The sequence below is a fragment of the Propionivibrio soli genome (assembly GCF_025770765.1).
GTDB lineage: Bacteria > Pseudomonadota > Gammaproteobacteria > Burkholderiales > Rhodocyclaceae > Propionivibrio > Propionivibrio soli.
Genome location: NZ_JANZKY010000012.1, coordinates 56,143 through 77,361, shown reverse-complemented (window position 1 = coordinate 77,361; position 21,219 = coordinate 56,143). Strand labels below are relative to the sequence as shown.

The 21,219-nt window shown below is 60.7% G+C and carries 17 protein-coding genes; 7 read left to right on the top strand and 10 right to left on the bottom strand.

Translation table 11 applies throughout. From position 1 onward, the window contains the following. Positions 1-363: 363 nt before the first annotated feature. The 7 genes from def to smc are packed head-to-tail and all read right to left on the bottom strand — an operon-like array spanning position 364 to position 10,016. Entirely contained in the window at positions 364-879 is a 516-nt protein-coding gene (def, locus tag NZ453_RS14830) for a peptide deformylase (protein WP_275983211.1), read from the bottom strand. Position 880: 1 nt separating this feature from the next. Then, complete coding sequence (locus tag NZ453_RS14825) at positions 881-1,636, bottom strand: S-methyl-5'-thioinosine phosphorylase (RefSeq protein WP_263771463.1); 756 nt, start codon at positions 1,634-1,636, stop codon at positions 881-883. Position 1,637: 1 nt separating this feature from the next. Further along, complete coding sequence (locus NZ453_RS14820) at positions 1,638-2,186, bottom strand: hypoxanthine-guanine phosphoribosyltransferase (protein WP_263771462.1); 549 nt, start codon at positions 2,184-2,186, stop codon at positions 1,638-1,640. Continuing rightward, positions 2,183-3,067 (bottom strand): UTP--glucose-1-phosphate uridylyltransferase GalU, encoded by an 885-nt coding sequence (gene galU, locus NZ453_RS14815; protein WP_263771461.1) that lies wholly within the window; start codon positions 3,065-3,067, stop codon positions 2,183-2,185. Before galU ends, NZ453_RS14820 begins: the two co-directional genes overlap by 4 nt. Then, positions 3,057-5,090: an NAD-dependent DNA ligase LigA gene (gene ligA / locus NZ453_RS14810; RefSeq protein WP_263771460.1), complete on the bottom strand. Its 2,034-nt coding sequence runs from the start codon at positions 5,088-5,090 to the stop codon at positions 3,057-3,059. Before ligA ends, galU begins: the two co-directional genes overlap by 11 nt. A 21-nt stretch (positions 5,091-5,111) precedes the next feature. Then, positions 5,112-6,506: a cell division protein ZipA C-terminal FtsZ-binding domain-containing protein gene (locus tag NZ453_RS14805; protein WP_263771459.1), complete on the bottom strand. Its 1,395-nt coding sequence runs from the start codon at positions 6,504-6,506 to the stop codon at positions 5,112-5,114. A gap of 9 nt (positions 6,507-6,515) precedes the next feature. Continuing rightward, complete coding sequence (smc, locus tag NZ453_RS14800) at positions 6,516-10,016, bottom strand: chromosome segregation protein SMC (RefSeq protein WP_263771458.1); 3,501 nt, start codon at positions 10,014-10,016, stop codon at positions 6,516-6,518. Positions 10,017-10,156: 140 nt separating this feature from the next. Between smc and queF the strand changes: the two genes are divergently transcribed. Together queF and NZ453_RS14790 are read left to right on the top strand one after the other, a co-directional pair. After that, positions 10,157-10,576: a preQ(1) synthase gene (gene queF / locus NZ453_RS14795; RefSeq protein ID WP_263771457.1), complete on the top strand. Its 420-nt coding sequence runs from the start codon at positions 10,157-10,159 to the stop codon at positions 10,574-10,576. 4 nt (positions 10,577-10,580) lie between these two features. Continuing rightward, positions 10,581-11,318, top strand: coding sequence for a UPF0149 family protein (locus tag NZ453_RS14790; protein WP_263771456.1), 738 nt, complete (start codon positions 10,581-10,583; stop codon positions 11,316-11,318). A 66-nt stretch (positions 11,319-11,384) separates the two neighbouring features. Here NZ453_RS14790 and NZ453_RS14785 read toward each other — a convergent pair whose 3' ends face one another. Continuing rightward, on the bottom strand, positions 11,385-12,353 hold the full coding sequence (locus tag NZ453_RS14785) for a gluconeogenesis factor YvcK family protein (protein WP_263771455.1): 969 nt from the start codon (positions 12,351-12,353) through the stop codon (positions 11,385-11,387). A 57-nt stretch (positions 12,354-12,410) separates the two neighbouring features. Continuing rightward, positions 12,411-13,298 (bottom strand): DMT family transporter, encoded by an 888-nt coding sequence (locus NZ453_RS14780; protein WP_263771452.1) that lies wholly within the window; start codon positions 13,296-13,298, stop codon positions 12,411-12,413. A gap of 51 nt (positions 13,299-13,349) precedes the next feature. On the opposite strand from NZ453_RS14780, the gene dapC reads away from it, so the two are divergent. From dapC to prmB, 5 genes are read left to right on the top strand one after another with little or no spacing between them, the layout of a single operon-like run. Beyond that, positions 13,350-14,543, top strand: coding sequence for a succinyldiaminopimelate transaminase (gene dapC, locus NZ453_RS14775; RefSeq protein ID WP_263771451.1), 1,194 nt, complete (start codon positions 13,350-13,352; stop codon positions 14,541-14,543). 12 nt (positions 14,544-14,555) lie between these two features. Further along, a complete protein-coding gene (gene dapD, locus NZ453_RS14770) occupies positions 14,556-15,377 on the top strand; it encodes a 2,3,4,5-tetrahydropyridine-2,6-dicarboxylate N-succinyltransferase (protein ID WP_263771450.1) in 822 nt (273 codons plus the stop codon). A 36-nt stretch (positions 15,378-15,413) separates the two neighbouring features. Then, entirely contained in the window at positions 15,414-16,598 is a 1,185-nt protein-coding gene (locus NZ453_RS14765) for a PilT/PilU family type 4a pilus ATPase (RefSeq protein ID WP_263771449.1), read from the top strand. A gap of 1 nt (position 16,599) precedes the next feature. Then, positions 16,600-17,769 (top strand): succinyl-diaminopimelate desuccinylase, encoded by a 1,170-nt coding sequence (gene dapE / locus NZ453_RS14760; RefSeq protein ID WP_263771448.1) that lies wholly within the window; start codon positions 16,600-16,602, stop codon positions 17,767-17,769. Then, the gene (gene prmB / locus NZ453_RS14755) at positions 17,766-18,665 is read left to right on the top strand and encodes a 50S ribosomal protein L3 N(5)-glutamine methyltransferase (RefSeq protein ID WP_263771447.1); all 900 of its coding nucleotides are present in this window, start codon (positions 17,766-17,768) and stop codon (positions 18,663-18,665) included. Before dapE ends, prmB begins: the two co-directional genes overlap by 4 nt. On the opposite strand, the gene NZ453_RS14750 is transcribed toward prmB, so the two are convergent. Further along, positions 18,651-21,179: an ABC transporter permease gene (locus NZ453_RS14750; protein ID WP_263771446.1), complete on the bottom strand. Its 2,529-nt coding sequence runs from the start codon at positions 21,177-21,179 to the stop codon at positions 18,651-18,653. The genes prmB and NZ453_RS14750 overlap by 15 nt on opposite strands. Positions 21,180-21,219 lie beyond the last annotated feature (40 nt).

Here is a 21,219-nt window from a genome sequence, read left to right as displayed (position 1 = left end):
CCGTGGAACCGGCTAGCAACCGTTTTTTAGGAAAGGAATCACCATGCGCAAGCTGATCATAGCATTAGGAATTGTCGCCGGACTTGCGGGATGTGCAAGCTCTGGAATGTCCGATAGCAGTGTGCCGGCTAGTAACAGAGGACCAAACGGTGAGTATCTGGGAACCAATTCCCAATCTTCGCAACAAGGCAACACGTCAAATACGGAATCGGGAGGCACAGGTATGGGCACCACGCCGTAAGAGGTGTGTCATGCGGCCACCGGGACGGGCAAAGCGAACGGTTTTGCGCAGTGTTTACTACCGCTAGCAGCCTGTCCCGGGCCTTTTCGCCTCGGCAGAGCGGGGACGCGCTTCCCGCGTTGTCAGCGGGGCTCTTCCCTGCCTGCGTCGTTGCCGTTTAGCACATCGGAAAAGCCGAACGACCGCAAGTCTTTGATCCGTAGCGGGTAAAGGACGCCGTCGAGGTGGTCGCATTCGTGCTGGACGACGCGCGCGTGGAAGCCGGTGACGGTTCGGTCGATCGCGCCACCCCGTGCATCGAAGCCGGAGTAGCGCAGATCGCGCCAGCGCGGCACTAGGCCACGCAAACCAGGCACGGACAGACATCCCTCCCAGCCCTCTTCAATAGCTTCAGAAAGTGGTTCCAATACCGGGTTGACCAACACGGTGTAAGGGATACCTTCTTCATCCGGATATCGCGGATTGGTTTCAAACCCGAAGACGACAACACGAAGCCCAACTCCAATCTGCGGAGCGGCGAGTCCAACGCCGTCCAGCGCCCGCATGGTCTCTTCCATATCGGCGAGAAGCGCGCGTAATTCCGGCGTGTCAAAGCTCTTTACTGGCTGGGCGATGTCCCACAATCGTGGGTCGCCCATCTTAAGAACGGGCCGGATTGCCACGTGTCACCAAGCGTTCAATGATGGCCCGAACGTGCCCCATCGACTCTACCAGCACGCCCTCGATCGCTTCGAAACTAATGCCGTCGCGACTGTCCCCACGCCCGGCCGCAAAATTGGCAACGACGCTGATCGCGGCGTATGGAACACCGAGTTCCCGAGCGAGAGCGGCTTCTGGCATTCCGGTCATGCCGACAATATCCACACCGTCGCGTTCGTAGCGATTAATCTCGGCAGCCGTCTCCAGACGCGGTCCCTGAGTCGCTCCGTAAACCGCGCCGTCGCAAATCGGCAAACCGATCTCTCCGGCTGACGCAACAAGCATTGCGCGCAATGCCCGATCATAGGGTTCGGTAAAGTCGATGTGCGTCACCTTCGCTCCTTGGCCTTCGAAATAGGAACCCTTCCTCCCCCAGGTATAGTCGATGATCTGATTCGGAACGACGATATCGCCCGGCTTCAGATCGGCCCGGATTGAGCCTACGGAGGCGACTGAAATAATTCCGAGCGCTCCTCGATGGTGAAGCGCCCAGATATTCGCCCGATAGTTCACCTGATGCGGCGGGATCGTGTGTCCGTAGCCGTGGCGCGCGAGGAAAGCAACCGGCTGGCCGGCGATCTGCCCGAAGGTGACGGCACCGGAAGGTTCTCCGTAAGGCGTTCGCAAAACTTCGCGATGCGACACGTCAAGATTACCCAGCTGTGATAGCCCGGTGCCACCAATCACCGCTAGCATTTCACTCTTCCTTCATAGCGTAAATGGCCGGCAAGTTGCGGTACAGGCCGCGGACGTCCATGCCGTAACCGAAGACGAAACGGTCGGGGACCGTCAGTGCAACGAAATCCGCTTTGATCGGCTTCTTTTTTCCGTTCAGCTTGTCGGTGGCGACCGCGGTATAGCAGGCCTTGGCCCCGAGTTCGTTCATGCGCTCCACAATGGCCGCGAGTGTCAGCCCTTCATCGAGGATGTCATCGAGAATGAGGACCGTTCTATCCTTGACCGGCGTCCAGGGAGCCGACCGCCAGGACAATGCACCGCCTGACGTATCCTGCCCGTATCGGGTTACGTGCATGTAATCGAACTCCAGCGGGAAATCGAGTTGCGTCATGAGGTGACCGGCAAAGGGTACGCCGCCGCTCATCACGCAGAGCAACAGCGGATTGCAGTCTCCCAATTTTTCTGTAATTTCTTTCGCGACGCGAGAAACGCCGGCAGCGACTTCCTCCGCCGTATGGATTACGTCTGCGACGTCGAGAAGATCCCGCGCCAGGTGTGGTGTTGTCATGCCTGATCCAAAGTTTTCAGATAGTTTGAAAAAGCGACGCCGACTTCCGGATGCCGGCGACCAAAATCAACGGTAGCCTCCAAGTAGCCAAGCTTGGAACCGCAGTCGAAACGTTTGCCGATGTATCGATACGCGAGAACTTGCTCTTCGCCAAGTAGGGAGGCAATCCCGTCAGTGAGCTGAATCTCGCCGCCTGAGCCGGGCTTCACGCTCTCCAGATGCCGGAAAATACGAGGGGTGAGAATGTACCGTCCGACCACTGCCTGCGTCGAAGGCGCCGCATCGGGTTTTGGCTTCTCTACGATCGCTTCCACCTTTTCCAGCCGCTCCGCAACGGCACGCCCCTTCACGATTCCGTAGCTGGCCGTTTCTTCGCGCGGCACATCGAGTGCGCCTAGAACCGAACAGCCATGAGCCTCATAGATATCGGTCATCTGTTTCATCACCGGCGGGTCGCCATCAAGCAAATCGTCCGCGAGCAGAACGGCGAACGGCTCGTCGCCGATGACCGGCTTCGCGCACAGCACGGCGTGGCCAAGCCCTAGCGCTTCCGCCTGCCGGATATAAACGCAATTGATATTGCGCGGCAGCAGATTTTGCACGAACTCAAGCATCTCCGATTTGCGTTTAAGCGCGAGTTCCGTTTCGAGCTCGTACGCTTTGTCGAAATGATCCTCGATGGCGCGCTTGGTCCGTCCAGTCACGAAAACCATGTCCGTGATACCCGCCGCCGCCGCTTCTTCCACGGCGTACTGGATCAGCGGCTTGTCGACGATCGGCATCATCTCTTTCGGGCTCGCCTTTGTCGCCGGCAGAAATCGCGTGCCGAGGCCTGCAACCGGGAACACGGCTTTAGTCACCGCTTTTGATCTAGTTTTCATCCCTCATCTCCCCCTCGGGATTCAGCAAATCGCGCAATTGTGCCTCATCAATGATGGCGATGCCGAGTTGCTCAGCTTTTTCCAGTTTTGATCCAGCCTCTGCGCCGGCCACTACGTAATCGGTCTTCTTGGAGACCGAACCGCTCACTTTTCCTCCCGCCGATTCGATCAACGCCTTTGCATCGTCTCGTGTCAGCGACGGCAGCGTGCCAGTCAGGACGAACACCTTGCCAGTCGCCGGCCCACCCGGCGCTGCGGTCGGCTCACCTTCTTCCCACGTTACCCCGGCAGCACGTAACTGCTCCACGACCTCGATATTGTGCGGCTCCGCGAAGAACTGTCGCAGGCATTGCGCCACGACCGGGCCGACGTCGCTGACACGCATCAGCTGCTCTTCATCCGCCATCATGATGCCGTCGAGAACACCGAAATGCCGAGCGAGGTCCTTCGCCGTCGTCTCTCCGACATTACGAATGCCCAACGCATAGATGAAGCGCGCCAACGTCGTCCGCTTGCTTTTCTCGATTGCCGCGAGGAGATTCATCGCCGACTTCTCGGCCATGCGCTCCAGTTCGATGAGAGCAGTCACGCCGAGTTTGTACAGGTCGGCCGGCGTACGTACTACATGGGTATCGACGAGTTGCTCGACGAGCTTGTCGCCCAACCCCTCAATATCCATCGCTCGGCGGGAAGCAAAATGCAGCAGCGCTTGTTTACGCTGCGCCGGACAATACAAACCGCCGCTACAGCGAGCCACTGCTTCGTCTTCGGCACGTACGACGCTTGATCCGCAAACTGGGCAGTCGGTCGGCATGACAAAAGAAGTCGCGTCTGCGGGACGAAGTTCGGTAACGACGCGCACCACCTCCGGAATGACATCTCCCGCCCGGCGGACGACAACCGTATCCCCGATCCGGACATCCTTCCGACGCACCTCGTCTTCGTTGTGCAGCGTGGCGTTGGTGACCGTCACGCCGCCGACGAAGACCGGCGCCAGTCGAGCCACGGGAGTCAACGCCCCCGTGCGACCGACCTGCACGTCGACTCCAAGCAGTTTCGTCGTCGCCTCCTCGGCCGGAAACTTGTGGGCGATGGCGAAACGTGGAGCACGCGACACAAAGCCCAGGCGCTCCTGACCGGCGAGATTATCGAGCTTGTATACGACGCCGTCGATATCGAACGGCAGACTCGAACGCTTAGCTCCAATGTCAACGTAGTACTCGAGCAGCCCAGCGGCTCCATTCACGCGTCGTCGTTCTCCTGCGACGGGAAGGCCCCACGATGACAGGAGGTCGAGCAAATCGGAGTGTGTTTCAGGTTGCGCGGGCAATCCATCGGTAACACCGACCCCATAGGCGAAAAAACGAAGCGGCCTCCCTGCCGTAACCCGCGAATCAAGCTGGCGCAAACTTCCAGCGGCGGCGTTGCGCGGGTTGACGAATTCCTTTTCGCCCTTCTCACGCTGGCGAGAGTTCAAGCGCACAAAATCGCTGCGCAACATTAGCACTTCGCCCCGAACCTCCAGCAACCTGGGCCATCCTTCGCCGCGCAGTCGCAGAGGCAGATTGCCGACGGTTCTCAGGTTCGCCGTGACCTCCTCCCCCGTAAAACCGTCGCCGCGCGTCGCGCCAGCCACGAAGACGCCACTTTCGTACGTCAGCGTGACCGCCAACCCGTCGAACTTGGGCTCCGCTGAATAACTAATCTCGTCTTTCGCGCCAAGACCATCGCGGACTCGCCGGTCGAAGGCCACGACCTCTTCGTCCGAAAAAGCATTGTTGAGCGAAAGCATCGGCACGCGGTGCGCGACAGAACGGAACTGGGCTACCGGCGCAGACCCAACGCGTTGAGTTGGGGAATCGGGTGACGCGAGATCCGGGTTTGCCGCTTCGAGGTCCTGCAATTCGCGGAACAGGCGATCGTATTCAGCATCCGGAATCGTGGGCGCATCCAGTTCGTAATAGAGCCGGTTGTGCTCCTCGATCTGCGCCCTCAGTTCACGGACGCGTTCGCTGGCGCTCATGCCTTATCCCGTTATCCCGAATCAGGAAAAAAGACGACGGGCGAGCGGGCCGCCGGCGTGCAGTCCTTGGGCCGCCATCGTCGCCTGGAATTGGGCTACCTGACGACGAATCGGCTCAAGCGCCGCTTCCGAGAGCGGACGGCGGTTGTCGTCGACGAGCACGCCATGCAGTACGTCTGCAAAGCGCCGCGCAAGATCCACCATCTGATTGAATACACGTTCACCGTGGGAAACGCAGGGAACATCGAGAAGGAAGGTCACTCCGTGGGTCCCCATGTTCTTCATTGCCTCGGGCACAAAGCGCGTATCTTCGACGTTGATCATGGCATATAGAAGGTTGCCGTCATCGTCAAAACGCACGAAACGCCCATTGCCATCCATCACCATGCCTGCCGACTCCGCCAGCGCTCGGAGCTTGGTTCCCTGGAAAACCTGCCCCTGGCTAACCACGTTGATGCCGATTTGGATATCCACGTTGGCACAGAACTCGTCGAGGGTCGCCGCGGCCTGCAGCGCAGGTTGCCGAGCCGGAAGATCGACTACGGCCATCAACTCGTCAGCGAGGTCCTGCATGGCCGTACAGAACGTCGCAAGATCAACGTCCTTGACGGGCCCTTGTCGATTGACAACTTGCAACCCCGCCCTGACTCGCCGGTAAAAAGTCTGGCTGTCTTCTGAGATCGGTTCCCACTCCCGTACCTGTTCGTTGTAGCCGATCCAATGCACCGGCTTGCGCACGCGAGCCAACGCCGGGCGTTGCGAAGCGAGAATTTGCTTGGCAGGGGCTGCATCGGCCGCTTCCAGCACAGCGACATAGTCGATCATAGGAGAAAGCAGGTGCGTCGGTTCGACGGCATCCGCCGCCTCTTGAGTTCCGCTGGCGAGGCTTGGATCTCGCCGATCCGGCTCATTGGTACCGGCCGAACCGGCCGCTGCGGCTACGGTTCTTCCAGGATCAACCACCGACTCGTCTGCTCGGTCAGCCAATCGCGTAGCGATAGCCGGTGCATCGGGCTGTGCGCCTTGCCTGGTTGCGGGAGGCTCGACGGGCAGCAAGCTTTTGTCCGGCAACACCTCCGTTGGCTCAAGCACCGGTTCAGCATGAAAAACGGGTTCGATACGTTCGGAGGGGTCAACCGGCACCGGCCGGTTTCCGCTTGTCCTCGCCGTTGGAATCGCAGTCGGCTGCTCGCTCGTTTCCATAGTATTGCGCCGGGGCATGAGCCCCGGTTCGATTTCGGCCACCGGCTCCTCGGCGGCGTTGGCGCGATCGTCAAGAAGCACATCCTTGTGGCGTGCCTCCAGAACCTGCTCGGCGACTTTCCTGTGCCGGTACTCCTGCCACTTGTTGTAGGCGAGAACGCCGACGACAGCGAGGGCGCCGAGCCCGACCAATCCTGTTTGCAGTTCCGTCATGTCGGATTCCTAAACGATCTGCTCGCGCATGCGCAGCGCTTCTTCCATGTCGACTTCAACGATGCGTGACACACCCGATTCCTGCATCGTTACGCCCACGAGTTGTTCGGCCATCTCCATCGCAATCTTGTTATGGCTGATAAACAGGAACTGAGTGTTGTTCGACATACGGCGCACCATGGCGCAAAAACGCTCCGTATTCGTATCGTCAAGCGGCGCATCCACCTCGTCAAGCAGGCAAAACGGCGCTGGATTTAGCTGGAACATCGAGAAGACCAGGGCAATCGCGGTAAGTGCCTTTTCTCCCCCGGACAACAAATGGATCGTGGAATTCTTCTTGCCCGGCGGTTGCGCCATCACCTGTACGCCCGCGTCGAGGATTTCGTCGCCGGTCATAATCAACTTGGCTTCACCGCCGCCGAAAAGCGTCGGAAACAGCTCGCCGAAGCTGCGGTTAACCGCGTCGTAGGTGGACTGCAGCAAGTCACGCGTTTCCCGATCGATGCGACGGATGGCGTTTTCCAGCGTCTCCATCGCCTGCGTCAAATCCTCCGACTGCGCGTCGAGGTAGCCTTTGCGTTCGCGGGCTGATTCGAGCTCATCGAGCGCCGCCAAGTTCACCGCGCCGAGGCCGTCGATTGATCGCTGCAGAGACGTAATGGCGCTTTGGAGTGGTCCCGGCCTCGCTCCCGTCAGTTCTGCGGCCAAACTTTGCTCATCGGCCTGCGCTTCGATGAGCTGCGCCGCGAGCTGATCGAAACTGAGGCTCGCAGCCTGTTCCTTCAGCTTGAGTTCCCCGATACGATCCCGCTGTGGCTCCAGTCCTTGCTCGAGCTTCATGCGTTGTTCTTCGAGGCCGCGCAATGCCGACGTCGCCGCTTCCAGCGCGTCACGTGCAGCCGCCAACCCGTGTTCACGAGCAACTCGATGATCGAGAGCCTCCTGCAGCTTCGGTTCAAGGTCTTCGGCCTGCATGGCGTCGACGTTCTCAGCACACCGCTCCAGCTCTTCGACAATGCGGGCAACCTGCTTTTGAGCAAGTTCGCGGTTGCGCACGATTTCCTCGATCTTGCTTTGGCATTCCCGCTGAGAGAATTGCGCTTCCCGCAGTTCTTTCTCGACGCTATTGACCCGATCGCGCTCGTCACGCAAGGCTCGGTCTGCCGCTTCCAGCCGACCGCGGGCGACATCAAGCACGGCCTGGTGTTCGCGGATTTGTTCCAGCTGCGCTTCGATCGCCTCCTCGGCAACGAACAAGCGTTCGTTCTCGCCTTCTTCCTCGGCCGCCATCTCTGCCATATTGGCGTCGATTTGCGCTTGGCGCTCCTTGAAGCGGTCGAGAGCCTGCGCAAGCTTCAGCGTTTCGACTTGAATCGCATGCGCTTTTTCCTGCAGTTCGTCGAGTTGCTGACGCGACTCCTGCAACGCATTTTGCGCTTCGACAAGACGCTCTTCGATTTCCGCCAGCCGAGCCTGCTCCTGTTCGACGCGGTCTTCGCGCTGCTCGATCAGGCGGCCCAGATCTTCGATCTCACGCTGACGCTCGAGCAGGCCATGTTCGGCGGCATCCGGTGCGAACAGGGTCACGCTGCGCTGTGTAACGATGTCGCCACCCGGCGTTACGAAACAGGCTCCTTCGGCGAGACTTGCGCGGTGTACCAACGCATGGCCAAGATCCGGCGCGGTCATAACGTCGCGCAACCAATCGGCGAGCGCAGGCGCGAATCGAGAATCGGAACAGCGGATTTTCGCTAACAGGCTGTCGTCCCTGGTTTCGACTGCCGGTTGGTCGCCAGCGACGAGCAATGTCAACTTGCTTCCCGGGCGATCCTTGCCCCAGGACGGATCCGGGTGATCCGTGTGGAGCGCGCCAACGCGTTCGCGCAGCACAGCCTCTACGGCGTCATCCCAGCCGGCGTCGACATGCAGAAACTTCCAGAGCGGTGGGCGCTGGTCCAAATGATGGCGGCGCAGCCAGTCAGCCAGCTTTCCGTCGCCCTGAACGCGGCGCTGCAACTGCTCGAGTGCCGCGCGCCGGGCATGCGCTTCAGCGCGTTCGCGCTGAGCATGCTGAACGGCGGCAAGAACGTCACGGCGCTGCTGTTCGACTTCCGGAATCTGCCGCTGGCATTCGGTGACGGATTCCTGCGCCTCGGTAATCCGCTCGCGTAGCACCGCGAGCGTTTCCTGCTTGAGTTCGAACTCCGCGCTGTCCGGAACCGGCAAAGCGTCCCGTTCTTGCATGAGACGGTCGCGCCGACCGGCGATAATCTGCAAAGAGCGTTGCGCATGCGCACGGTTTGTCTGTTCGACCTGAAGCCTTTGTTCGGCTTGGGCAAGAATGCTACGTTGCCCGTTCACTTCTTCCTGAGCTTGGGCGTGTGCCTCTTCCGCCATCGGCAGTCGTTCCTGCTGCGCAGCGAGGCGCATCTCGCCCTGCTCGACCCGCTCATCAGCGAGCGCCGAAAGATCGGTCCAGCGAACGTGATCGGCTTCCAGCCTCTCGACTTGGCCCAGCCAGTGTTCCTTGTCATCCGCCAACTGAACAAGGCGAGACTCATACTCCTGCTGCGATTCGCGGCGGTGGCGAATCTCCGCTTCGAGACGAGCAACCTCGGCGTTGGCCGCAAAGAGTTCGCTCTGCGCCGCATGTACCGCATCACTCGTGGCGAAATGGCTCTCGCGCGCCTCCTCTACCTTGGCTTCGGTCTCACGCAGGGCAGCGGTCTGAGCTTCGAGGTCGATCGTGGCCCGCTCGATCTCGCGCGCAAGCCGATCGCGCTCGGCCTGCGCGTCGTTGCGCTTCAACAGCCAAAGGAGGTGCTGCTTGCGCGTCAGCTCGTCGCTGTATTCCCGGTACTGCCGGGCCACAGCGGCCTGCCCTTCGAGGCGCTCCATTTGCGTTCCGAGTTCGACTCGGATGTCTTCGACACGCGTCAGGTTTTCACGCGTGTCGGCGAGGCGGCCTTCGGTTTCCTTGCGCCGCTCCTTGTACTTGGTAACGCCAGCGGCTTCTTCCAGAAAGATGCGCAGCTCATCCGGCCGCGCCTCGATAATGCGCGAAATCGTCCCCTGACCGATGATCGCGTACGCCCGGGGCCCCAACCCCGTTCCGAGAAAAAGGTCGGTTACGTCTTTGCGCCGGACATGCAGGTTGTTGATGTAGTACTCGGACTGCCCGGCGCGAGTGAGCACCCGCTTGACCGACAACTCGGCATATTGCGACCACTGCCCTGCAATGCGGCCCAACGAGTTGTCGAAGACGAGTTCGACCGCCGCACGGGAAACCGGCTTGCGCGTTCCCGAGCCGTTGAAGATCACGTCCTGCATCGATTCGCCGCGCAGTTCGGACGCCTTCGATTCGCCGAGCACCCAGCGCACGGCATCCATCACGTTGGATTTGCCACAGCCGTTCGGCCCTACGACACCGACAAGCTGTCCCGGCAAGGCAATCGTCGTCGGGTCGACGAAAGACTTGAAGCCGGCGAGTTTGAGTTTTGTCAGGCGCATGAAATAGAACGCAGCCCTGAGGCTGCGCGATATAAACGACTCTGCTGGAAACGCTTTTTGCTGCGGAACAGCATCGTTCCGGCTTCGATGGGCGCCTATAATAACATTTTGCCCGCCCGATTCGTTTTCCCGGACCGACCATGACGACCCAGCCCTCGAAGAATCTCGAAACCTTTCCCAATCCCGCCCCGCATCGCGACTTCCATATTCATATGGAAATTCCGGAGTTTACCTGCCTCTGCCCGAAGACTGGCCAGCCCGATTTTGCGACACTGAACCTTGACTACATTCCCGAAAAGACTTGCGTCGAACTCAAGAGCCTCAAGCTCTACATCTGGTCGTTCCGTAACGAAGGCTGTTTTCACGAAGATGTGACGAATCGCATCCTCGACGACCTCGTAAAGGCGACGAAGCCGCGCTTCATGCGCGTTACGGCCAAGTTCTATGTTCGCGGCGGCATTTTCACGAATGTCGTCGCCGAGCACCGCAAGAAAGGGTGGAAGCCCGAGCCGCGCGTGGATCTCGCCGAATTCGACAGCCAATCGACGACACGGGGATAAATTCATGGCCAATGACGACACACCGTCTCCGCGCGCCCAATTGCCCGACGAAGAACTCGACCGCCTTGAGACGCTCCTCGACGATCCTGCCTTACCCGACGCGATGCGGCTCGACGAGATCCAGGGTTACCTGTGCGGTGCCCTCTCGGGTCCTCAGGCCATACCGGACAGCATTTGGCTGACCGATGTCCTCGGCGCCGAAGACGCTTACGACAACGGCGTCGGGCTCGAGGCAGCCAATCTGCTGCGGAAATTTGCGACGGCCCTCGAAGCGGAGCTCGCCGCCGGTGAACCGCCGGTTCTGCTCCTGTATGGCAAGGAAGATGACGAGAGCCGCAGCGACTACACTCCCTGGTGCCAGGCGTATCTGGCCGCCGTCGATAACTCGGAAGAAGACTGGTTCGAGTTTCTCGGTGAAACAGAAGACGGAACTGAGGACGAAGACGCGCACGAAGAAATTGCCCATCTCGACGAGCGCCTGTTTCCGCTAATGGTTCTCACGGGCGAAGCCGAGGCGGCGGCGAAGCAGCACGGCGAGGAATGGCCCGATGGCGAGGAGCGAGAAAAACTCGAAAACGACTGCGAGGAAGGTCTGCCGGCAGCCGTCGTCGACATTTATCGCTTCTGGAAAGCGAAGCGCGGAGCGGGAACTGTGCGCCGCGACGCACCAAAGGTAGGGCGCAACGACCCCTGCCCTTGCGGCAGCGGCAAGAAATTCAAACAGTGTTGCGGCGCGCAGTGAGCTTTTAGAGGACCGACCTCCGGTCCTCTTCTTCCTCACCGATTCTGATTCTTATCGACTCAGCGGCTATTTGATCCAGCCGCTAGCGAAATCTTCTATGGTTCGCGCAAGTTTGCGGGGATCGTGTCGGATATAGTCGGTGGCGCTTGTGAAGTCGCGCTCGACGACCTTGATGCCCTTCTGCTGCAGCCCATCACGGTCGCGCAGACGCACGGGCACCTTACCCTCTGACTCGTATTTCTCCAGTAGATCGGCGCGCAGTTCGCCGTTGTTCACCAGCACATAATCGAGCGTTCCTTCGCCGAGGTACTGTTCCAGGATACGCACGAAATCCTCGACCGCGAACCCATCGGTCTCGCCGTGCTTGGTCATGATGTTGCATACGTAGACGATTTTCGCTTTCGTGTTGCGAATCGCGTCGAACATGCCATGGCAGAGCAAGTTCGGCACGATGCTGGTATACAGGTCACCGGGCCCGACGATTACATAATCGGAATTTTCGATTGCCTCCTTGGCGCGTGGATTGAGTCGTCCGCCGCCGAGCAGGAAGACATCACGGATAGGGATATTGGCGTCGTGCTTGGGCACGTCGATGTCGGTCTCACCGATGATCCGGTCGCCATTCTCCAAAGTTACGCCGAGGCTTACATTGTCCAGCGTGACCGGGATGACCTTGCCACGCACGTTGAACATCTCCGAGAGCTCTTCGATCCCGAGTTCGAAGTCCCCCATGATGTCGGTCAACGCGGTCAGCAGCAGGTTGCCGATCGTGTGCCCGGCGATGCGTTTTCCCACCTTGAAGCGGTACTCGAAAAGACGGCGCACGACCTCAGTGTCTTCCGACAAGGCGACGATCGCTCGGCGCACATCGCCCGGCGGAAGTATCCCGAACTCGTCCCGCAACTCGCCGGTAGAGCCTCCGGAATCGGCCACCGTGACGATGGCTGCCAGGTTGTGGCGCGCGTGCTTGCTAAGGCCGGAGAGCACGTTGAATGTTCCGGTACCCCCACCGATGGTGGTTATGTTGGATCGCATCTCTGTTCCGCTTCTTGTTCGATAAGCGCCGTACATACCGGCTGGAGGCCAGCCGTCTCAGGATTCCATCTTTGCGGAGAAAACGCTGGCGGCGACGATCATCGCGCCACCCAACCATTCTCGCAAGCCGATCGTCTCATCCGCAAGCAGCCACGACGAAAGCGCCGCAAACCCGACTTCAGAAAGCAGGATGACAATGGCGCGATTCGAAGCAATACGCACGAGTCCATATTGCACGACGAAATTAACGAGCAACAGAACCGCGCCAACTCCGAACAACAAAGGCCACGCGGACGATGATGATGGTGCTTGCGGGATACCAATACCTGCCAGGAGCAAGGCCAACGCTACAACCGCGGCGCCAGCAAAGGAAACCATAGCCTTCAACTCGATGCTCACGCCGTGCGCCTTGCGCGATAGCACATTGAGTGAAGCGAACGAAAACCCGGCGATAAGCCCGGACCAGTCGGCCGCGTCCTGAGGCACCGGCAGCCCGACGCTCAGTTCCCAGAGCATCGTCATCGCGCCGCCCAAGGACAATATGACGACGAAGATACCGTATCGATTGAGCCGCTCACCGAGCAAAAGACGGGAAAGCAGGACGGTCCACAACGGCGCAAGGTAAAAGAGGAGCAGCACGCGGACCACTTCGCCGTCCAGCGTAGCCAGGACGTAGCCGATGTTGCAGCCGCCGGATGCCAACGCAATCCAGAACAGGACCCAGCCAGGTTTGATGCCGGCGAAGGACCGTCGGAAGAAGAACAGCCCGAGCACAAAAGCCACCGCATACGTGATGGCCGAGGCGACCACGCCATCGATCCCCATATCGCGCAAAACCCTGTAGGGATACCAAATGACGCCCCAGACGAGTGCTCCCGTAAGCAGCGAAACGATGGCCGCGCTCTTTTCCCGGACGCCGATGGCGCTTGCCTGCCTTTCCGCCATCAGCCGATGCCCCGTATAATCGGGCGCTCGATATCGATTCGAACAAACACCGTGAATCCCCACCTGACCAAGCTGCAAACTTACCCATTCGAAAAACTGCGCCAACTGCTCGCTGGAACCACGCCTAATCGAGACTTGCGGGAAATACGGTTGTCGATCGGCGAACCTCAGCATCCGACACCCGACTTCATCAAGGGAGCCTTGACCAAGGCCTTGGGCGGATTGGCGTCGTATCCTAACACGCTCGGCATCCCGGCTCTGCGCACGGCAATTGTCGAATGGATGGAGCGCCGTTATGGATTGTCCGGCATCGACCCGGACACGCAGGTACTCCCGATCAACGGCTCGCGCGAAGCGCTGTTCGCCCTGACGCAGACCATCATCGACCCGTCGCGCGGCTACGTGCCGCTGGTCGTCAGCCCGAATCCGTTCTACCAGATCTACGAGGGCGCGGCGTACCTTGCCGGGGCCGAACCGCGCTTCCTCAACACGCTGCCTGGCAACGGCTACGCGTTCGATTATGACAGTCTGAGCGAGGACGAATGGCGCCGCGTTCAACTGATGTTCGTCTGTTCGCCAGCAAATCCGACCGGCAAAGTCCTGAACCTTGAAGATTGGCGGAAGTTGTTCACGCTTTCGGACAAATATGGCTTCGTCATTGCTTCGGATGAATGCTATTCGGAAATCTACTTCGAAGAAGGCCACCCGCCGCTTGGCGGCATGCAGGCCGCCAAGCAACTCGGGCGCGGCTTCGACCGCTTGATCATGCTCTCGAGCCTATCGAAACGTTCCAATGTCCCGGGGATGCGCTCAGGTTTTGTCTCCGGCGACCCCGCGATCCTGAAGGCGTTTCTGCTCTACCGCACGTATCACGGCAGCGCGATGAGCCCAGCGATCCAGGCGGCAAGCATCGCCGCGTGGAAAGAGGAAACCCACGTCGTTGCCAACCGCCGGCAATACCGCGAGAAGTTTGAAGCGGTGACGCCATTGTTGGCCGAAGTCCTCGGCACAGGCATGCCCGACGCAAGCTTCTACCTGTGGGCGAGAACACCGATGGCGGACACCGAGTTCGCCCGTGCCCTGGTCGCTGATTATAATGTCTATGTTCTACCGGGCAGTTTCCTCGCCCGCGATGCTGGCGGCGTCAACCCGGGCGCTGGCTTCGTGCGCATTGCGCTCGTGGCCCCGCTTGCTGACTGCCTGGAAGCCGCGCACCGGATTCGTCAATTCGTCTCACACCTTTAGGAAATAGCCAACATGCAGGAATTCCAGCAGATCATCGAAGAAGCGTGGGAAGACCGTGCCGCGCTGCAACCCGGCACGGCCCCGGCCCGCGTCGGCGAAGCGGTCAGCAAGGTTCTCGCCGAGCTTGACGCCGGCACCTTGCGCGTCGCCGAGAAGATCGGGGGCGAGTGGATTACCCACCAGTGGATCAAGAAGGCCGTCCTGCTCTCTTTCCGCCTCGAAGACAACGTGCTGCTGGACAATGGCCCGATGCGCTATTTCGACAAAGTACCGACGAAATTCGCCCAGTATGATACGGAGAAATTCCGTCGCGGCGGGTTCCGGGTCGTCCCTCCCGCTACGGCTCGGCGTGGCAGCTTCATCGGCAAGAACGTGGTGTTAATGCCGTCGTACGTGAATATCGGAGCGTATGTCGACGAGGGCACCATGGTCGATACCTGGGCCACAGTCGGTTCGTGCGCACAGATTGGCAAGAACGTGCACCTCTCCGGCGGCGTCGGCATCGGTGGCGTTTTGGAACCGCTACAGGCGAATCCGACGATCATTGAGGACAACTGCTTTATCGGGGCGCGCTCCGAGGTTGTCGAGGGCGTCATCGTCGGCGAAGGTTCGGTGATTTCGATGGGCGTGTACATCGGCCAATCGACTAAGATCTACGACCGCGAAACTGGCGAGGTGAGCTACGGCCGTATTCCGCCGGGATCCGTGGTCGTTTCCGGCAACCTACCTTCGAAGGACGGCACCTACAGCCTGTATTGCGCCGTCATCGTCAAGAAAGTAGACGCCAAGACGCGCGCCAAGACAAGTATCAACGATCTGCTTCGCGGCGACTGACATCTCAAAACTCGTACTCCACCCGGCGGGGATTTCATGATTCTGGACAAACTATTCCAGCTAATGGCCGAGCGGCAGGCTTCGGACATCTTCATTTCTGCCGGCGTACCGATCCACATCAAGATTCAGGGAAGCACCGTCCCGGTCAATCAGCAGGTGATGGATTCGGGAATGATCGAGAAGATCGCCTTCGAGTTGATGTCACCGGACCAACTCAAGACGTTCGAAGCGACGATGGAGATGAACCTCTCCTTCGGCGTTCCGAATGTCGGCAACTTCCGCGTCAACATCTTCCGCCAACGGGCCTCGATCTCGATTGTCGTGCGCTACATTCTCGGCAACATCCCGGCCCTCGATACGCTGAATTTACCGCCTGTGCTCGCCGACCTCGTGATGGAGAAGCGCGGCCTCATCCTGATCGTCGGTGCGACGGGTTCGGGCAAGTCGACCACCATCGCATCGATGCTCGACCACCGCAACGCGAACCGCAGCGGCCACATCCTGACGATCGAGGATCCGATCGAGTTTCTCTTCCGGCACAAGAAGTCGATCGTCAACCAGCGCGAACTCGGCATGGATACGCTCGGCTGGGAGCCGGCGTTGAAGAACGCCATGCGCCAGGCACCGGATTGCATCCTGATCGGCGAAATCCGCGACAAAGAAACAATGCAGGCGGCGATCGCGTACGCGCAGACCGGCCACCTTTGCCTTGCCACCCTACACGCCAACAACAGCTACCACGCCCTCAACCGCGTCATCAACTTCTTCCCGCTCGAGAACCGGACTTCCCTCTACCTCGACCTGTCGGCGAGCCTGAAGGCAATCATCTCGCAGCGCCTGGTACGTAAGCCGGACGGCAAACGGACGCCAGCGGCGGAAGTCCTGCTCAACACGCGCCATATTCAGGAACTCATCGAACGCGGCGAAGTTCTTGCCATCAAAGAGGCGATGGAGCAGAGCCTTGCACCGGGATCGCAGACTTTCGAGCAGGACCTGTTCCGCCTTTACCGGGAAGGTACGATCACGCTCGATGAAGCGCTTGGCAACGCCGACTCGCCGACCAACCTGTCCTGGCTGATCAACAACTCGGAGATTTCGAGCAACGCGAACAAAGATGAGCGGCGCAACGAAACACCGCTTGATTTCGCAGAAACCACCGATGGCGGCGCCTCCTTTACCGAGTTTTCGCTCAGCCTGAACGAAGCCCACGAACCTTCCTGAAATGCCCGATTCCGACCCAGCGAATCCTCCCGCGGCAGCCCTTGCGCTCGCCGAACAACTCATTTCCTGCCCCTCGGTAACCCCGGACGATGCCGGCTGCATGGCGCTCATCGCACAGCATCTCGAATGCGCTGGATTCGCCTGTGAGTTCGTCAATCGCGGCGGCGTGACGAATCTCTGGGCACGCCGCGGCATACGCGCCCCGCTCTTCTGTTTTGCCGGCCACACCGACGTCGTTCCGAGCGGCCCGACGGAGCGTTGGCAGAGCCCGCCTTTCACCCCCACCCGGCGCAACGGCAAACTCTATGGGCGCGGTGCCGCCGACATGAAGGGACCGCTGGCCGCCTTCGTCACAGCCATCGAAGCCTTCGTCGCCGCGCATCCACAACACACCGGTTCGATCGCCGTGCTGCTCACGTCGGACGAGGAAGGCGATGCCGTGGACGGAACGGTGGCAGTCACCGAAATGCTCGCGGCACGCGGCGAAACCCTCGATTACTGCGTGGTCGGCGAGCCGACGGCGGTAGAAAGCCTAGGCGACACGATCAAGAACGGCCGGCGCGGATCGCTGACCGGCAAACTGATCGTTAAGGGCGTCCAGGGCCACATCGCCTACCCGCATCTCGCGAAGAACCCGATCCATCTCGTGGCACCGGCGATCGCTGAACTCGCCACCATCGAATGGGATCGAGGCAATGAGTTTTTCCCGCCGACGACGTGGCAGATATCGAACATTCACGGCGGTACAGGGGCTGGCAACGTCATTCCGGGCAGCGTCGAGATCCTGTTCAATTTTCGCTTTGCCACCGCGAGCACGCCGGACGGGTTGAAGGACAAATTCTGCGCGGTGCTCGATCGACACGGACTCGACTACGAAGTCGTGTGGACGTTGGGCGCCAAGCCCTTTGTGACCGGGCGCGGCCCGCTGGTTGACGCCGCCATAGACGCCATCCGGACGGAAACGGGAATCACGGCCGAACTGTCAACGAGCGGCGGCACATCCGACGGGCGCTTCATCGCCGAGGTTTGCCGGGAAGTCGTGGAAATCGGCCCGGTGAACGCGAGCATTCACAAGATCGACGAACACGTCGATATCGACGACTTGGTGCGGCTTTCCGCCATCTACCGCCGCCTGCTGGAACAATTGCTACCGGACGAGGCAACGCCATGATTGAGCAAGCCCATAAGGAACTCTCGACGCTGCGCGACTACATGCGCTTCGCCGTCAGCCGCTTCAATGCCGGCGGATTGTTCTTCGGCCACGGGACCGACAACGCCTGGGACGAAGCGGCCTACCTCCTGCTGCACACGCTGCATCTGCCGCTCGACCGGCTTGAACCGTTCATGGACGCACATCTCATCGAGGAAGAGCGGCTGGCCGTCGTCAAGATCATCGAGCGCCGCATCACCGAACGGCTACCAGCCGCGTACCTGACGAACGAGGCCTGGCTGGGCGAATACCGCTTCTATGTGGATCCGCGCGTGATCATCCCGCGTTCGCACATCGCCGAATTGTTGCGCGAGCAATTGAGCCCGTGGATCGGAGATCCCTGGGCGGTTGGCAAAGTCCTCGATCTGTGCACAGGTTCCGGCTGCCTTGCGATCCTCGCGGCCATCGCCTTTCCCGAGTCCACCGTCGATGCCGTGGATATTTCTGCCGACGCGCTCGCCGTCGCTCGTCGCAATGTCGATGACTACGACCTTGCGGCGCGCGTTCGCCTCGTCGAATCGGATGCCTTCGCCGCGATCCCGAGCGAGAAGTACGACGTCATCATTTCGAATCCGCCTTACGTCAACGCCGCCTCGATGGCCTCGCTGCCGGAAGAGTACCGGCGCGAACCCCAGCTCGCGCTCGCCAGCGGCGAGGACGGCCTGGATTTCGTGCGTCGGCTCCTTGCCGAAGCGGCCACCCATCTGAAACCCGATGGCCTCCTCGTCGTCGAGATCGGACACAACCGCGACGAACTGGAGCGGGCGTTTCCCGATACTTCGTTCATCTGGCTCGATACGAGCGCTGGCGACCGCTATGTATTCCTCCTGCGGCGCAGCGACCTACCCCGTTCGTAAAGCTTCCAACGGCGGCGTGCCGATCAGGCGTGCCGCGGCGAACCACCCGGCGGCGGTGACCAGCGCCGCACCGGCGAGCATTGCCACCAGAGGCAAAGCGTAGTTGATCGCCACTTCGAACTGGAACGCCTTCCTCGCCAACACTTGTCCGACGATGAGCGCCCCCACCGAGGCAATCAGCCCGGCCAAAGCCCCCACAGCCGCAAACTCCGCTAGCAACGCACGTCGCAGCTGTTCGCGCCGTGCCCCGAGCGCGCGCATCACTGCGAGTTCGTAGCGGCGCTCTTCGGCCGCCGAGACGAGCGCGGCGTAAAGCACGATCAGCCCGGCCAGCAGCGTGAAGACGAAGACGAACTGTACAGCGCGCGCCACTTGATCCATCACCGACTGCAACTGGCGTACGATCGCCGCCACGTCGACGACGGTCAGGTTGGGAAACTCTCGCACGAGCCGGTTGACGAAATCACCCTGAGTCGGAGCCAAATAGAAGCTCGTGATCCAGCTTGCGGGGTAATCCCGCAGCAAGGCCGGCGGCGTTAGCACGAAGAAATTGACCCGCATCGAATCCCAATCGAGCTTGCGCAGGCCCACGATCTTCATTTCCACGGGTTCGCCGCCAACGACGAACCCCAGCCGATCCCCGACGTTCAGGCGTAGCGTCTTTGCCAGTCCGTCCTCGACGGAGGCTACGCCCTGCCCCACATCGGCGGAGGAGAACCACCGTCCGGCCGTGATTGCGTTTCCTTCAGGAAGATCGTCACGGTAGGAAAGATTGAATTCTCGATCGACAAGGCGCTTTGCCCGTTCATCCTCATAATCGTCGGGGCCCACCGCGACGCCGTTGACACGGGTCAGGCGACCGCGAATCATCGGCGCAAACTCCGGCTGCAGTCCATTTTCGACGAAGAGGTGGCGCACGCCGTCGAGCTGGTCTGGCTGGATATTAACCACGAAGCGGTTGGGCGCATCAGCAGGAATCGCCCGCCGCCATGCATCCAGCAGATCGTTACGCGTCACGGTGAGCAGAAGCAACGCCATGAAACCGAGCGCCAAAGCGACGATTTGCACGACGCTGGCGAACGACCTCCGTTCCAGGCTCGCCAATCCGTAACGCCACCCGATCCCACCCTGCCCGTTGCGTGAGCGGGCGCCGCCGCGTACCGACGCCGCAAGGCGGATGACGCCACGGGCAATGAGGGCGAACACGGCAAACGCGGCCGTAAAACCACCAACGACATAGGTTCCTAGCCGGACTTCGCCCGCCATCCAGAACATCAGGGCTGCCAGTATTGCGAATCCCGCCGCGTACCCGATGACAAGCCGCGACGGCGGCAATGAACCGGTAAGGAACTCGCGACGCAGTACGCGAAGCGTCGACACGCGCTTGAGCTGTAACAAAGGAGGCAAAGAGAAGCCGAACAGCAACGCCATTCCGATCGCCGCGCCCTGCAACGCCGGAAGGAATGACGGAGCCGGCAACGGCGTAGCGAGCAGTTCGGCAAGCCAGGCATGAAGGACGAAATGGGCGAGGTAACCGATCCCGCAGCCGGCAACGACGGCAATCACACCGAGTACCGCGAACTGCGTGAGATATGCGCGCAGCAGGAACGCCTGCGTGGCACCAAGACAACGCATGACAGCACATGGGTCGAGATGGCGTTGCATGTAGCGCCGGGAAGCGAGTGCCACCGCGACAGAAGCCAAGACAGCGGTAAGAAGCGCCGACAGGCCGAGAAAGGTCTGTGACCGTTCGAGCGCGCGCCGGATCTCGGGTCGCCCGTTTTCCGCATCCTCGATACGTTCGCCACGGCCCAATCGTTTCTCGAACCACGCGCGCATCGGCTTGATCGCCTTATCTTCGCCGGCGAGCAAGAGGCGATACGCGACGCGGCTCCCGGGCTGGATAAGGCCGGTGGATTCTACATCGGCGAGGTTCATCAGCAGCCTCGGCGCAACGCTGAAGAAATTGACGCCCCGATCCGGCTCGAGCGTAAGCACCGCCGCCACGCGCAATCGGCGGCTGCCCACAGCAAGCTCGTCGCCAGTGCCTACCGCCAGCCCCGACGCGAACCGTTCGTCGACCCACACGGTTCCCGGCTCAGGCACCGAGTCCGCGGGTGCGTCGGCCACATTGAGTTGCGGCGCAATGCGCAGGTGGCCGCGCAAAGGGTAGCCGGCGGAGACGGCCTTGACCTCGGCGAATTGCGCCCGCGAGGCGTCCCCTTCACCAAACGTCACCATGCTGGGGAAGGTTCGCGTTTCGGCCAGCGCCAATCCACGCCGACCGATTTCTTCGCGAATCCCTGCAGGCCATGGGTGATCGGCCGTAAGCAGCAGATCCGCGCCGAGCAACTGGTTCGCTTCACGCGCCAGCGCTTGATGCACTCGATCGGCGAAAAATCCCACGGCGGTAAGCGCCGCGACAGCCACAACCAGCGCGGCCACGAGCAAGCGCAGTTCGCCCGCGCGCGCATCGCGCCGCAGCATACGCAGGGCGAAAGGAAGTACGGTCATGGTATCCAGTTCTCCGCCGTGAATTGGGCCCGCGAAAAGC